Genomic DNA, 13,558 nt, shown 5'->3' with positions numbered 1-13,558 from the left:
CATGCAGAGCCGCAATCATCATCTGAAGGAAGATATTCGCGAATACTGGTCGGAACGGTCGAAAACCTTCGACCTCGCTTTCGGCCATCGTATTCCCCCTGGGCCGGAACTGAATGCCTGGGCAGCTGCGGTTCAGCGCGGTCTCGACAGCGAGCCGCTGAAGGTGCTCGAGCTTGCCTGCGGCACCGGCGAGGTGACCAACGTATTGCTCTCCCTTGGACATCAGGTGACGGCGCTCGATTTTTCCGAGGCGATGCTTGCGGTTGCCCGCCGCAAACATGCCAAGCGGGAAAGCGTGCGTTTCATCCTCGCTGATGCGGAACGGACGATGGAACCGGATGCGCGTTATGATGCCGTCGTCTGCCGTCATCTTGTCTGGACGCTGACGGAGCCGGAGCAGGCATTTGCAGACTGGTATCGGGTTCTGAAGCCGGGCGGGAAACTGCTGATCTTTGACGGCGATTGGGCAAAACCGACATTTATCGGAAGGCTCGCCTCTTTCGCCATCGGCCTGATCGACCGCATCGCCGGGATCGATCCCCACTACGACGGCGCGATGAGCGACCGGCATCGGAGCATCATGGGACGGTTGCCGTTTGGTGCCGGCCTCACCGTGGAAAGACTTGCGCCACTGATCGAAGCCGCAGGTTTCGAGGGTATAGAAATCGGCTCTCATCAGCCGATTGCCGCTGCCCAGCGACAGACGGCTGATCTGAGAAACCGGTTGCGCACCCTGCTTTATCGGCGTTTCGTCCTTTGTTGCAGACGGCCTCAGTCATAAACAGCGGACAGCGCAATCGAGCTTGCAACCTCCTCGCAGCGGTCTGTGAGGGTGGCAGTTGCAACGCGCAGGTGGTTGCTCGGCAGGTTGGAGAATTTAGCGCCGGGATGAACGGCGATGCCGCGCGCAGCCAAGGTCACCATCGCGAAGGGTTCGGACGAAACGGGAATCCAGGCACAAAGGCCGTGGCCTTGTGCCGCGTCGACGCCTCTGTCTCGCAAGGCGCCGATAAGGTTGCCGCGTCGGGTCTGATAGATGGCGCGCGCGCGATGCAGCGTATCCTGCGTTGCCTCGTCACGCAGCAGCCAGGCGGTCGCGGCTTGCAGAATGCGGCTCGTCCAGCCGGCGCTGAAGCTCCGGTAGGACTGGATTTGTTCGACAATTGCCCGCGAGCTCGAGAGTACGGCGAGACGCAGATCCGGCCCATGCGTCTTCGAAAACGAGAAGATGTGGATCACCCGATCGGGAAACCGGTGCCCGAGCGAGTGGCGCGGTGCGGCGGAGATATCGCCCATGCCATCATCCTCGACGATTAAAGTATCGGTGTCTCTGAGGATGCGCTCCAGAGCGTCCATGCGTTGCCGGCTGACGGTCTGACCGGTGACTGAATGCAGGCGCGGCTGGAAGATGAAGGCCACGGGCCGCTGTTCCATCGCCGCCTGCAAGGATGAGGGCAGTGGCCCTTCTGAATCGCACTGTACGGGAATGATTCGCGCACCGCGATCTTCGAAAATATCCAGAAGACGCATGCCCGTCGGGTCTTCGATGGCGACGGTTTCTCCGGGCGCGATCAAGGCATGCGCCAGCGTATAGACGCCGTTATAGCCGCCATTTGTCGCGAGAAACGCTTCCGGCTCGTAAGGCCAGGTCTTGCGCATCGCCGCCTCCAGCTCCGGCAGGATGCGGTTGCGTTCATAGCTGTTGAGGTTTTCGGCCGATGCGCCGTAGGCCATTGCTTCCGCCAGTTTCGGGAGCAGGCTGACGTCCGGTACGGCAGCGGTGAGGTCGAGGACGTCCTCGCCATAATGTCCGTTGCTTGCAAGTCGCGCCGGCTTGGCGACGAAGCGATCGCCGCTGACCCAGGTGCCGTTGCGGCCACGCCCGCTGATGATCTTCTGGCGCCTGAGTTCGCTCCAGGCTTCCGAGATGGTGGCGGGGCTGATGCCGAGCTCGAAGGCGAGATCGCGGATAGGAGGCAGCTTCGTGCCGACCGGCAGGGCGCCGGCGCGGATCAACGCACTGGTTCCAATGGCGATTCCCCGAATGGTCCTGTCGCTCAATTTTTCGGCAAACCATCCCGCACTTTTGTCTTCGCTCATTTTCGCGCCATTTTTAATGTTCAATAACGTAATAACATTTGATCGGCTTTATTTGAACATTTATTCACTTCGAAAACAAGATTTCAGCGAGTGAATGTCCATGCCTCTGACTCTCCGCCTTGCCCTTCGTGACTGGGACTACATGACGCCGCTCGTCCTCGGCGACGTCTCTTCTCCAAAGCTCGACATCAAGGTGGACAGGATCGGTACCCTCGTTTCTCATGTCGGAAAGAGTGACGCCTATGATGCGGCGGAAATGTCGTTCAGCCGCTATACGCAGCTTCGCATCGATGGCGACGAAAGCGTCGTGGGTATTCCGAATTTCATCATGCGCGGCTTTCGCCACCGCTGCGTCATCACGACCAAGGATAGCCCGATTACCGAGCTAGGCCATCTGGCGGGCAGGCGCGTCGGCGTCACCGGCTGGCGCGATTCCGGCAATACCTGGACCCGGGCAGCGCTCCGCCGCGAGGGCGTGGGTGTCGAGGATGCCATGTGGTATGCGGGGCGGCTGACCGAGGCACATCCGATCGTCGATCGTCTCGACGGCTTCGGCCGTCCCGGCCGCATCGAGGCTGCGCCCGGCGAGCGGCCGATGGTCGACCTTCTGAGGGATGGCGGCCTGGATGCGATCTTCACGCCGTTCATGCCGGACGGCTATTTCGCGGAGGGTTCGCCCTTCCGGCAGGTTCTTTCCGATTTTCGTGGTGCCGAGCGCCGATATTTCGATGAGGTCGGCTATGTCCCCGGCATGCATCTCATCGGCCTGAAGGCCGATGTCGTTGCCGAACATCCCTGGGTGATTGCCGAACTCAGTGCGCTGATCGATGAATCCCAGCGCATGTGGCTGAGCAAACGGCGTAAATATGCCGAGACCACGCCCTGGATGTTCGATGAACTTCTAAAGTCATCGGTCGAGCTGCCGCAGGGCTGGGATGCGAGTGGCTTTGCGATCAATCGCACCATGATCCATGATTTCGCCAATGAGCTGCACGTGCAGGGTATCCTGCCCCGGCTGTTGACGCCGGAGGAGCTCTTTCAGTTCGACACCGATGGCAGCCGCATCGACGCCAAGGTTGCCGGCTGACGCTTAAGGAATACAAACCAAAAAGGGGAACGAGCATGTCGTTGAAGAAAGTAACCTACCTTGCCCTGGCAAGCCTGATGATCTCGGGTTCCGCGTTCGCGCAGGATGCCGGCCTTCCAAAGCTGTCGGTGAACGAGGAGCTGCGGGCCAAGCTGCCCGAGAGCATCCGCACGGCCGGCAAGATGATTTCCGTCAACAATGGTTCGTTTCCTCCCTATGAGATCGTCACCGGCACGGAACTGACCGGCGCAAGCGCCGATCTGACCGATGCCATCGGCGAGGTGCTCGGCGTGAAGATCACGCATGAGACGGTCGGCGGTCTTCCCGCGCTGCTCGCGGGTGTCAATTCCGGCCGCTATCAGTTTGCCTTCGGCCCGGTGGGCGATTTCAAGAGCCGCGAAGAGGCGAATGATTTCGTCGACTGGGTTCAGGAGTTTGTCGTTTTCTCCGTCCAGAAGGGCAATCCGAAAGGTATCACCTCGCTTGACACGGCCTGCGGCAAGCGCATCGCCGTCATGGCCGGCGGTTCCGCCGAGAAGGTGATTCAGGTCCAGGCCGAGAAGTGCAAGGCCGACGGCAAGGGCGCAATCGAGGTTCAGTCCTTTACCGATCAGCCGAGCTCCATCCTTGCCGTGCGTTCGAAGCGATCGGATGCCTTCTTCTCCTCTCAGGCGCCGCTCACCTATTTCGTTACGCAGGCAAACGGACAGCTTGAACTAACGGGCGTCGGCCAGAAGAACGGCTTCGAGGATCTCTACCAGGGTGCGGTGGTACCGAAGGGTTCGCCGCTCGGTCCGGTGCTGCGGGATGCCGTGAAGCTTTTGATGGACAATGGCACCTATGCCGCGATCATGAAGAAGTGGGGCCTTGAGAACAACATGATCAAGGAGCCGGGCATCAACCTCGGCGGGACGTTGCCGAAATGAGTACCGCGACCGACAAGATCGCATCGCCGGTCGGCGATGCGAATACCCGGGATGTGGCCAACGCCCACAGCCCTTTCCCGATGGGCCGCCTGGCGGCCTGGGTCGTCACGCTGGCGGTTGCGGCCTACTTCGCCTGGTCGGTCGCCGGCAACGAGAATTTCGGCTGGTCGGTCGTGGCGCATTATTTCTTCGATCCAACCGTCATCAGCGGCCTCTACGTATCGCTTGGGCTGACGGTCGTCGCCATGGCGTTCGGCATCGTGCTCGGCCTGCTGCTGGCAGTCGCCAGACTGTCGAAGGATCGGCTGGCGAATTCGCTGGCCTCCCTGTTCATCTGGTTCTTCCGCGGCACGCCGCTGCTGGTCCAGCTGATCTTCTGGTATAATCTTTCGACCCTGTTCCCAACGCTGTCGATCGGCATTCCCTTCGGCCCGACCTTCGTGAGCTGGGATACGAATTCGGTCATCAGCCCGATGACGGCGGCGATCGCCGGGCTGGCGCTAAACGAGGCGGCCTATATGGCGGAGATCATCCGTGGAGGCCTGCTGTCCGTTGACAAAGGGCAATTCGAGACCGCCGAGGCCTTCGGCATGACACGTGCCCGCGCGCTCAGCCGCATTATCATTCCGCAGGCCATGCGCTCGATCGTGCCACCCACCGGCAACCAGTTGATCAGCATGATCAAGGCGACCTCTCTCGTCAGCGTCATCGCCATGGCGGATCTGCTCTATTCGGTCCAGTCGATCTATAATCGCACCTTCGAAGTCGTGCCGATGCTGCTGGTCGCCGTCATCTGGTATCTGCTGATCACCTCGGTGCTGAATGTCGGCCAGAGTTATATCGAGCGCTATTACGGCCGTGGTGAGCGCCGTTCCGGCGGCGCCAAGCCTATGAAGGAAATTGCACTGGCTGCACCGACCCCGTCCCAGCTGGTAGCACAGGAGGAAGGCCAATGAGCGCGATCGCGACCGTGGCGCCGCTTGTCCGCGCCCGTAACGTCCACAAGTCTTTCGATCACCTCGAAGTTCTGAAAGGCATCGATCTCGATGTCGCGCCGGGCGAAGTGGTGGTTATTCTCGGACCGTCCGGATCCGGAAAATCGACCTTCCTGCGTTGCATCAACCACCTGGAAGCCATCGACCGCGGATCGATCGAGGTGGATGGGGAGCAGATCGGCTATCGCTTTCGCAAGGGCCGGCTGGAGCGCCTCTCCAGCCATGCGATTACCCTGCAGCGGCGCAAGATCGGCATGGTGTTTCAGCAGTTCAATCTCTATCCGCACATGACGGTGCTGCAGAACATCATCGAGGCACCGGTCGGCATCCATGGCGAAAGCCGAGCCAAGGCGATCGAGAATGCGCGCGTCCTCCTGGAGCGGGTCGGGCTTTCGGCCAAGGCCGATAACTATCCGCGCCAGCTCTCCGGCGGCCAGCAGCAGCGGGTGGCGATTGCCCGGGCACTGGCAATCAAGCCGACGCTGATGCTCTTCGATGAGCCGACATCCGCGCTCGATCCGGAACTCGTCGGCGAAGTGCTCGCCACCATGAAGGATCTGGCCAAGCAGGGCCTGACGATGATCGTCGTCACCCATGAGATCGGCTTTGCCCGCGAAGCGGCCGATCGCGTCGTCTTCATGGATGGCGGCAAGGTGGTCGAGCAGGGCAAGCCTGAAGATGTGCTCGGCAATCCCCAGCATCCACGAACCAGAAGCTTCCTGTCGCGCTTTATCTAGCGCGACGGCCCCCTATCAGATGCGAGATCGCCGGCCTCATACAGGCCGGATATGCCGCTCATGCAAACCACTGGAACAGCCATGACCCTCGACAACGACTTCGCCCGCCTCTCGGATTTCGAGCCGATGAAAGACGAACTCACCGGTATCCGGCAGCATCTTCACGCCAATCCCGAACTGTCCTTCGAGGAGGCCGAGACCGCCCGTTTCGTGGCTGAGAAGCTGGAGGCCTGGGGCTACGAAGTTCACCGAAATGTCGGTGGCCATGGTGTTGTCGCCCGCCTGAAGGCAGGTGCCGGGACAAAGAGCATCGCCATCCGTGCCGATATGGATGCGCTGCCGATCAACGAGCAGACCGGCAAGCCTTATGCCAGCCGGGTTCCGGGAAAGATGCATGCCTGCGGTCATGATGGCCACACCACGATGTTGCTTGGTGCGGCCGAATATCTGGCCCGCACCCGTCGCTTCAACGGCACCGTGAACCTGATCTTCCAGCCCGCCGAAGAGGCTGGTGCCAAGAGCGGCGCACAGGCGATGATCGATGATGGTCTTTTCGAGCGCTTTCCATGTGACGCGATCTTCGGCCTGCACAATCATCCCGGTGCACCCGAGGGCACATGGCTGATGCGCTCCGGTCCGCTGATGGCTGCAGCCGACACGGCCGAGATCACCATCACCGGCAAGGGAGGCCATGCCTCGCGTCCGCACCTGACCATCGATCCGGTCGTCGTCGCCTGTAATCTCGTGGTTGCCTTGCAGTCGGTCGTTTCCCGCAGCATCGACCCGACACAGACGGCGGTGATTACCGTGGGTTCGATCCATGCGGGCGAAGCGGCAAACGTTATTCCGGAAAGCGCGAAGATGCTGCTCAGCATCCGCTCCTTCGATCCGAAGGTGCGCCAGCTCCTCGAAGCGCGGATCAGGAAGTTGTCGGAAGCGGTGGCGGACGGATATGGAGCGCAGGTTGTCATCGATTACGCGCATGGCCATCCCGTCGTCGTGAACTCCGAAAAAGAAACGGAATTTGCCCGCGTTGTTGCTGAGGAGCTGGTCGGCATCGACAAGGTTGGCACCTGCGCGCTCATTCCCGGCAGTGAGGATTTCTCCCACTATCTCGAACACAGACCGGGCAGCTTTCTCCGCCTCGGCAATGGCGTCAATTCGGCAATCCTGCACAGCGCAAAATATGATTTCGCTGATGAAAGCCTGACGGTTGGGGCCGCCATGTGGGCTCGCCTGACAGAGCGCTATCTCGACCAATGAGACCCGCCGGCAGGCGAGCCTCAGTTCATGGCTGGCGTTAGCGCCAGCCGAGGGCCGGGGCGACGTGGGTCAGGATCGCCTCGATCACATGGGCGTTGTATTCCACGCCGAGCTGGTTCGGGACGGTGAGAAGCAGCGTATCGGCTTCCGCGATTGCTTTGTCCTGGGCCAGCTCCTTGATCAGAGCGTCGGGCTCGGCAGCATAACTACGGCCGAAGATCGCCCGGGTCTTATCGTCGATGAAGCCGATCTTGTCTTCACCCTGATTGCCGTTTCCGAAGTAGGCACGGTCTCGATCAGTCACCAGCGCAAAGATGCTGCGGCTGACCGACACGCGCGGCTCGCGTTTGTGGCCGGCCGCCTTCCATGCCTCACGATATACCCTGATCTGGTCGGCCTGCTGGACGTGGAAGGGAAGTCCGCTCTCATCGTCCTTGAGGGTGGAGCTTTGCAGGTTCATCCCGAGCTTGGCCGCCCAGAGCGCCGTGGCATTGGAGCTTGCGCCCCACCAGATCCGCTCGCGCAGGCCTTCGGAGTGTGGCTCGAGCCGCAGCAGGCCGGGAGGGTTGGGGAACATCGGTCGTGGGTTCGGCTGTGCAAAGCCTTCGCCTTGCAGCACATCGAGCAGGACTTCCGCATGGCGCCGGGCCATGTCGGCTTCGCTCTCGCCTTCGGGCGGTGCATAGCCGAAGTGACGCCATCCATCGATGACCTGTTCGGGTGAACCACGGCTGATGCCGAGCTGCAGACGCCCGCCGGCGATGAGATCGGCCGAGCCTGCATCTTCTGCCATGTAGAGCGGGTTTTCATAGCGCATGTCGATGACCGCCGTGCCGATCTCGATACGACTGGTCTTGGCGCCGACAGCCGCCAGCAGCGGGAAGGGCGAAGCGAGCTGTCGCGCGAAATGATGGACGCGAAAATAGGCCCCGTCCGCACCCAGCTCCTCAGCCGCGACGGCAAGGTCGATGGACTGCAGAAGCGCGTCGGAGGCCGAGCGTGTCTGCGATTGCGGCGAGGGCGTCCAGTGCCCGAACGATAGGAAACCGATTTTCTTCATGATCGCACCGCTCAAAAATGTTGTGTGTATAGTCCATGCTTCATGGCATAGTTCCTGCTTTGGATACAGCCGGCACCGTGTCGCTGCCAAAGAAGTGATGCGTTGGCCCTGAGAGACTATCGGCGCGACAAAGTCGATACGAGATCGCTGAAGCGCTCCCCTTGTATGCTGACATGCTGGCGCAGAAGCGTGCGCGCGCGTTCCGCGTCGCCGGCAAAAAGCGCCTCCACAACAGCGTCATGCTCGGAAAACGATGTCGCGACACGATTGCGGACGCGCAATTGAAGACGCCGATAGGGTTGCAGGCGGCGGTGCAGCGCCACGCATTGCTCCGAGAGGAAATCGTTGTGACTGGCGGCATAGATCGCCCTGTGAAAACGCTCATTGTCGTAATAGTAGGCGTCGCTGTCGCCGGCGGAGGACGAGCGCTTGCAGTCGGCGTGGGCGGCCAGGATGGCCGTGCGATCGGCGTCCGTCAGCCGTCGCGCCGCCAATGAGCCAGCCATGCCCTCGATCTCGGCCATCACCTCGAACATCTCGAAAATGCGATGTGGCCCCGGATCAATGACGATTGCGCCGCGGCGTGGACGGATTTCCACCAGTCCGATTGCATTCAGCTGCATCAGCGCCTCGCGTATCGGCGTTCGCGACACGCCAAAGCGCGTGGCCAACTGCACCTCGTCCAACCGCTCGCCGGGAGCGAAATCGTTTGAAATGATGCCGTTTTCGATCTCGTCACGCAGGCGTTGAACGACATTCTCGGACATGGTTGCCACGCTCTCCAATGCAAAAATTAAATTCTTGTATGCAAGATTGTTTACTTTGCGCACAAGATAACTTAAGAACGATACCACAACAGATATGTCGCACACAAATGAGCGCGGCCTATCGGCGCCATCATGACGGACTGGAAACGCTTGGGAGGGCTGTTTCCACCCCAATCCCGCTTCGCCAGGAGGATACTGACATGGCAGGCATCTCCTTCTTCAGCGACATGATGCAAAGCATCACGGATCGCGGCCGTAGGCTGCTCGCGGTGGGCACCCGCGCCGAGCCGGTTCAAGCAGAGACGACGCTCGAAACCCTGTGCAACATGCTTCTGTCGAGCCGGGGTGAAGCCTCGGGCATGGCCTTGGCCGCCGAAGTCCTTCAGCGCTGGGCTCAGCTTGACGCGGCCGGCCAGCGAGATTTCATGCTGATGCTGCATGAGCAGTTCGGTCCCGATGTCGCCAAACTGGACAAGGCGATCGACCGCTATCGCAGCGACAAGAATTCGAACACGCTCATCGAACTACACGAGGCCGCCGAGCCGCGCCGGCAGGAGCTGGTGCGCAGGCTCAACCTTGCGCCCAAGGGCACAGCCAAACTGGTGGAGATGCGAGAGCGCCTGCTGGGCATGAAGGACGCAACGGAGCAGTTTCGAGCTGTTGACGCCGATTTCGCCCATCTCTTCGGCTCCTGGTTCAATCGCGGCTTCCTGACACTGCGGCCGATCGACTGGTCCTCGCCGGCTGATATTCTGGAGAGGATCATCAGATACGAGGCCGTGCACGAGATTGCCGGCTGGGATGAATTGCGGCGAAGGCTGGTTCCGCCAGACCGCCGCTGCTTCGCCTTCTTCCACCCACGTCTCGCCGACGATCCGCTGATCTTCGTCGAGGTGGCGCTAACCACGGCGATCCCAGCCGCCATCACGGATGTTCTGGATGAAAGCCGGTCTCCGATCGCCGCCCAGAACGCGACGACGGCGGTCTTTTATTCCATTTCCAATTGCCAAGAGGGGCTGCGCGGCATCTCGTTCGGCAATTTCCTGATCAAGCAGGTCGTGGAAGATCTACGTCGAGATCTGCCGGGGCTGAAGACCTTTGTGACATTGTCGCCCGTTCCGGGCTTCGCCGGCTGGCTGGCACGGTTGCGCAAGGCTGAGAATGCTGGGCTCAGTGAGCAGGCGCTGGAAACCTTGGCCCTGCTCGATGAGCCGGACTGGGCGGATGACCCCGAGCAATCGCAAGCCGTCAAGGCTGTGCTCTTGCCACTGGCGGCACGCTATTTCGTCAAGGAACAAGGCAATGGCAAACGGCCGATCGATCCAGTTGCCCGTTTTCATCTCGGCAACGGAGCCCGCCTGGAGCGGCTGAATTTTCTCGCCGACCGGTCCCAGAAGGCGATGCGCCAGTCTCATGGACTGATGGTCAACTATCTTTACAAGCTGGATGATATCGAGAAAAACCACGAAGCCCTGGCGCAACACGGCGAGGTCGCGGCCTCTCCGGAGGTGAAGAAACTGGCCGAGACAGGTGCCTTTGAGGCTGGTCTCGGTAACCCGATCCGCCGACGCCATGGCGAAATGCAAAAGACCTGAGCAGCAGATTTAGGAGGGGAGTTATGGGCAATCATCTGTTCGACGCCATCAGGGCGTCCGCAACGTCCGACGATGCCATTTTCATCGAGACCGCCAGCGGCGAGCGCTGGACCTACGGGGATGCGCTGCGCATTTCGGGACAGCTTGCCAGCGCCATCGATGCACTCGGTGTCCGGCCCGGTGACCGTGTCGCGGTTCAGGTGGAAAAGAGCCCGACGGCCCTGATGCTCTATCTCGCCTGCGTGCGCTGCGGGGCAGTGTATCTGCCGCTGAACACAGCCTACACACTTGCCGAACTCGACTATTTCATTGGCGATGCCGAGCCACGACTCGTCGTCGTCTCGCCGAAGGCTCGCGCCGAGGTCGAGAAACTCGCGCAGCGCTATGGCGCGATCGTCGAGACGCTGGATGCGGATGGCGTGGGATCGCTGACGGATCTCGCCTGGGAGGAGCCCGCCGACTTCATCGATGCCGCCCGTGCTCCTGATGATCTCGCGGCGATCCTCTACACATCCGGCACCACCGGTCGCTCCAAGGGCGCCATGCTCACGCATGACAATCTGCTCTCCAATGCACTTGCGCTGCGCGAATACTGGCGCGTCACCGCAGCCGACCGGCTGATCCACGCATTGCCGATCTTCCACACGCACGGCCTCTTCGTCGCGACCAATGTCACGCTGGTTGCCGGCGCATCGATGTTCCTGCTGCCGAAGTTCGAGCCGGGCGAGATCCTGTCGCTGATGCCGAAGGCAACGCTGATGATGGGCGTGCCAACATTCTATGTCAGATTGCTTCAGCATGAAGGATTGGACCGGGATACTGTCGCCAACATGCGGCTGTTTATCTCTGGCTCGGCGCCGCTTTTGACGGAAACACATATCTCATTCCAGCAGCGTACCGGTCATGCCATTCTCGAACGCTACGGCATGACTGAGACCAATATGAACACCTCCAATCCCTATGATGGCGAACGCAGGGCCGGAACGGTCGGCTTCCCGCTGCCGGGTGTCACGGTGAGGATTACCGATCCGGCCACAGGCGCGACGCTGTCGCCTAGCGAGACCGGTATGATCGAGATCAAGGGGCCGAATGTCTTCAAGGCCTATTGGCGCATGCCGGAAAAGACGGCGGCCGAATTCACTGAGGACGGCTATTTCATCAGCGGCGACCTCGGCAAGATCGACGAGGACGGCTATGTCCATATCGTCGGTCGCGGCAAGGACCTCGTGATTTCCGGCGGCTACAACATCTATCCGAAAGAGGTCGAGAACGAGATCGACCAGCTCGACGGCGTTGTCGAAAGCGCGGTGATCGGTGTTGCCCATCCGGATTTCGGCGAGGGGGTGACGGCGGTCGTGGTGCTTCAGCGCGGTGTGATACTGGACGAAAAGGCGGTGCTTGCGGCGCTGCAGGATCGCCTTGCGCGCTACAAGCAGCCGAAGCGGGTCATCTTCACCGAGGAGTTGCCGCGCAACACGATGGGCAAGGTCCAGAAGAACCTGCTGCGCGACCAATTCAAGGATCTTTACGAGAAGGCCTCCTGAGAGGCGCTTGCCCCCGCCTCGGTGCTTGGGAGTAGCACCGGCGCGGAGTTGATCATGCATTCATCAAAATGGGGACCGGCACCTGAGGAGGTTGCCGAAGGGAGGAAGCTATGAATATCCAGATTCTGTCGATCTTGCTGCTTGCCGGCATGTTCGTCATTGCCACGATCCAGCCGATCAATATGGGTGCGCTCGCCTTTGCCTGCGCCTTCCTGATCGGGTCTCTCGTCATGAGCATGAAGGCCGCCGATATCTTCGCGGGTTTTCCGAGCGACCTATTCCTGACGCTGGTCGGCGTTACCTATCTGTTTGCCATCGCGCAGATCAACGGTACCATCGATTGGCTGATCGAGGGCGCGGTCAAGCTGGTGCGCGGACATGTTGCCTGGATTCCGTGGGTCATGTTCCTCGTCGCCGCGATCATCACCGGCTTTGGCGCGCTTGGCCCGGCAGCCGTTGCCATCCTGGCGCCGGTGGCGCTTGGGTTTGCATTCCAATATCGCATCAGCCCTGTGATGATGGGATTGATGGTGATCCATGGCGCGCAGGCGGGCGGCTTCTCGCCGATCAGCGTCTATGGCGGCATCACCAACCAGATCGTACAGAAGGCAGGGCTGCCTTTCGCGCCGACATCGCTGTTCCTGTCGAGCTTCTTCTTCAACCTGGCCATTGCGGTCCTGGTCTTCTTCATCTTCGGTGGCCCGACGGTGCTGCGCAAGCAGCCGGCGGCGCCCGGTCCCTTGCCGGACTTGCATCCTCAAGGTGTCACGCGAGCCATCGTCGGCCATGGTGGCACGCGCGCAGCGCCCATCAGCCATCACGTCTTTGAGGTGGAAACAAAAGAGGAGACGGCACTTGCCGGCTTGACGGCGGAGCGGCTGACGACGCTGGTCGGTCTTACCGCGCTCGCGCTCGGCGCGCTCGTCTTCAAATTCAATGTCGGCCTGGTGGCGATCACCGTCGCCGTTGTGCTTGCTCTCTTGTCGCCGAAGACCCAGAAGGCGGCGATCGACAAGGTCAGCTGGTCGACCGTGCTCCTCATCGCCGGCATCATTACCTATGTCGGCGTCATGGAGAAGATCGGTACGATCGACTATGTCGCGCATGGCATATCCAGCCTGGGGATGCCGCTGTTGGTGGCATTGCTTCTGTGCTTCACGGGCGCAATCGTCTCTGCTTTCGCCTCCTCGACCGCTCTCCTTGGCGCGATCATCCCGCTTGCTGTACCTTTCCTGTTGCAGGGGCATATCAGCGCTGTCGGCGTTGTCGCGGCCATTGCGATCTCGACCACCATCGTCGATACCAGCCCGTTCTCGACCAATGGTGCGCTGGTCGTCGCCAATGCGCAGGAGAGCGAGCGGGAGAGTGTGCTGAAAACCTTGCTGATCTACAGCGCCCTGATCGCCATTATCGGCCCGATCGTCGCCTGGCTTGTCCTGATTGTGCCGGGCCTCGTGTGAGGCGAGGGGCTTTCTGAGGTGCCT

At 60.9% G+C, this 13,558-nt stretch carries 12 protein-coding genes; 9 read left to right on the top strand and 3 right to left on the bottom strand.

Features of this window, described 5'->3' with window-relative positions; genetic code table 11:
* Position 1 precedes the first annotated feature (1 nt).
* Positions 2 to 781 (top strand): class I SAM-dependent methyltransferase, encoded by a 780-nt coding sequence (locus AB6803_RS04020; RefSeq protein ID WP_371107652.1) that lies wholly within the window; start codon positions 2 to 4, stop codon positions 779 to 781.
* Here the strand turns inward: AB6803_RS04020 and AB6803_RS04015 are convergent.
* Positions 772 to 2,100, bottom strand: a complete 1,329-nt coding sequence (locus AB6803_RS04015; RefSeq protein WP_371107651.1) for a PLP-dependent aminotransferase family protein — start codon at positions 2,098 to 2,100, stop codon at positions 772 to 774. The two genes, AB6803_RS04020 and AB6803_RS04015, sit on opposite strands and share 10 nt — an antisense overlap.
* Before the next feature lie 100 nt (positions 2,101 to 2,200).
* On the opposite strand from AB6803_RS04015, the gene AB6803_RS04010 reads away from it, so the two are divergent.
* The 5 genes from AB6803_RS04010 (at position 2,201) to AB6803_RS03990 (ending at position 7,108) form a co-directional block, all read left to right on the top strand.
* A complete protein-coding gene (locus tag AB6803_RS04010; protein ID WP_371107650.1) occupies positions 2,201 to 3,187 on the top strand; it encodes a nitrate ABC transporter substrate-binding protein in 987 nt (328 codons plus the stop codon).
* Between the two features lie 35 nt (positions 3,188 to 3,222).
* Positions 3,223 to 4,113, top strand: a complete 891-nt coding sequence (locus AB6803_RS04005; protein WP_371107649.1) for an ABC transporter substrate-binding protein — start codon at positions 3,223 to 3,225, stop codon at positions 4,111 to 4,113.
* Entirely contained in the window at positions 4,110 to 5,069 is a 960-nt protein-coding gene (locus tag AB6803_RS04000; protein WP_371107648.1) for an amino acid ABC transporter permease, read from the top strand. Before AB6803_RS04005 ends, AB6803_RS04000 begins: the two co-directional genes overlap by 4 nt.
* On the top strand, positions 5,066 to 5,845 hold the full coding sequence (locus AB6803_RS03995) for an amino acid ABC transporter ATP-binding protein (RefSeq protein ID WP_371107647.1): 780 nt from the start codon (positions 5,066 to 5,068) through the stop codon (positions 5,843 to 5,845). Before AB6803_RS04000 ends, AB6803_RS03995 begins: the two co-directional genes overlap by 4 nt.
* 81 nt (positions 5,846 to 5,926) lie before the next feature.
* A complete protein-coding gene (locus AB6803_RS03990; protein WP_371107646.1) occupies positions 5,927 to 7,108 on the top strand; it encodes a M20 aminoacylase family protein in 1,182 nt (393 codons plus the stop codon).
* A 37-nt stretch (positions 7,109 to 7,145) separates the two neighbouring features.
* Here the strand turns inward: AB6803_RS03990 and AB6803_RS03985 are convergent, their stop codons facing one another.
* Together AB6803_RS03985 and AB6803_RS03980 are read right to left on the bottom strand one after the other, a co-directional pair.
* Positions 7,146 to 8,168, bottom strand: coding sequence for an LLM class flavin-dependent oxidoreductase (locus tag AB6803_RS03985; protein ID WP_371107645.1), 1,023 nt, complete (start codon positions 8,166 to 8,168; stop codon positions 7,146 to 7,148).
* Positions 8,169 to 8,284: 116 nt separating this feature from the next.
* Positions 8,285 to 8,935, bottom strand: coding sequence for a GntR family transcriptional regulator (locus tag AB6803_RS03980; RefSeq protein ID WP_371107644.1), 651 nt, complete (start codon positions 8,933 to 8,935; stop codon positions 8,285 to 8,287).
* 200 nt (positions 8,936 to 9,135) lie between these two features.
* Here AB6803_RS03980 and AB6803_RS03975 point away from each other — a divergent pair, with 200 nt between their 5' ends.
* The 3 genes from AB6803_RS03975 (at position 9,136) to AB6803_RS03965 (ending at position 13,534) form a co-directional block, all read left to right on the top strand.
* Positions 9,136 to 10,530 (top strand): malonyl-CoA decarboxylase, encoded by a 1,395-nt coding sequence (locus tag AB6803_RS03975; protein ID WP_371107643.1) that lies wholly within the window; start codon positions 9,136 to 9,138, stop codon positions 10,528 to 10,530.
* A gap of 23 nt (positions 10,531 to 10,553) precedes the next feature.
* A complete protein-coding gene (locus tag AB6803_RS03970; RefSeq protein WP_371107642.1) occupies positions 10,554 to 12,074 on the top strand; it encodes a malonyl-CoA synthase in 1,521 nt (506 codons plus the stop codon).
* A 110-nt stretch (positions 12,075 to 12,184) separates the two neighbouring features.
* Positions 12,185 to 13,534 (top strand): SLC13 family permease, encoded by a 1,350-nt coding sequence (locus AB6803_RS03965; protein ID WP_371107641.1) that lies wholly within the window; start codon positions 12,185 to 12,187, stop codon positions 13,532 to 13,534.
* Positions 13,535 to 13,558 lie beyond the last annotated feature (24 nt).

It is taken from the genome of Rhizobium sp. RCC_161_2, assembly GCF_041355235.1.
In the GTDB taxonomy this organism is placed as follows: domain Bacteria; phylum Pseudomonadota; class Alphaproteobacteria; order Rhizobiales; family Rhizobiaceae; genus Rhizobium.
Note: the sequence above shows the minus strand (reverse complement) of the source record. Positions and strands in the feature narration are given on the sequence as shown.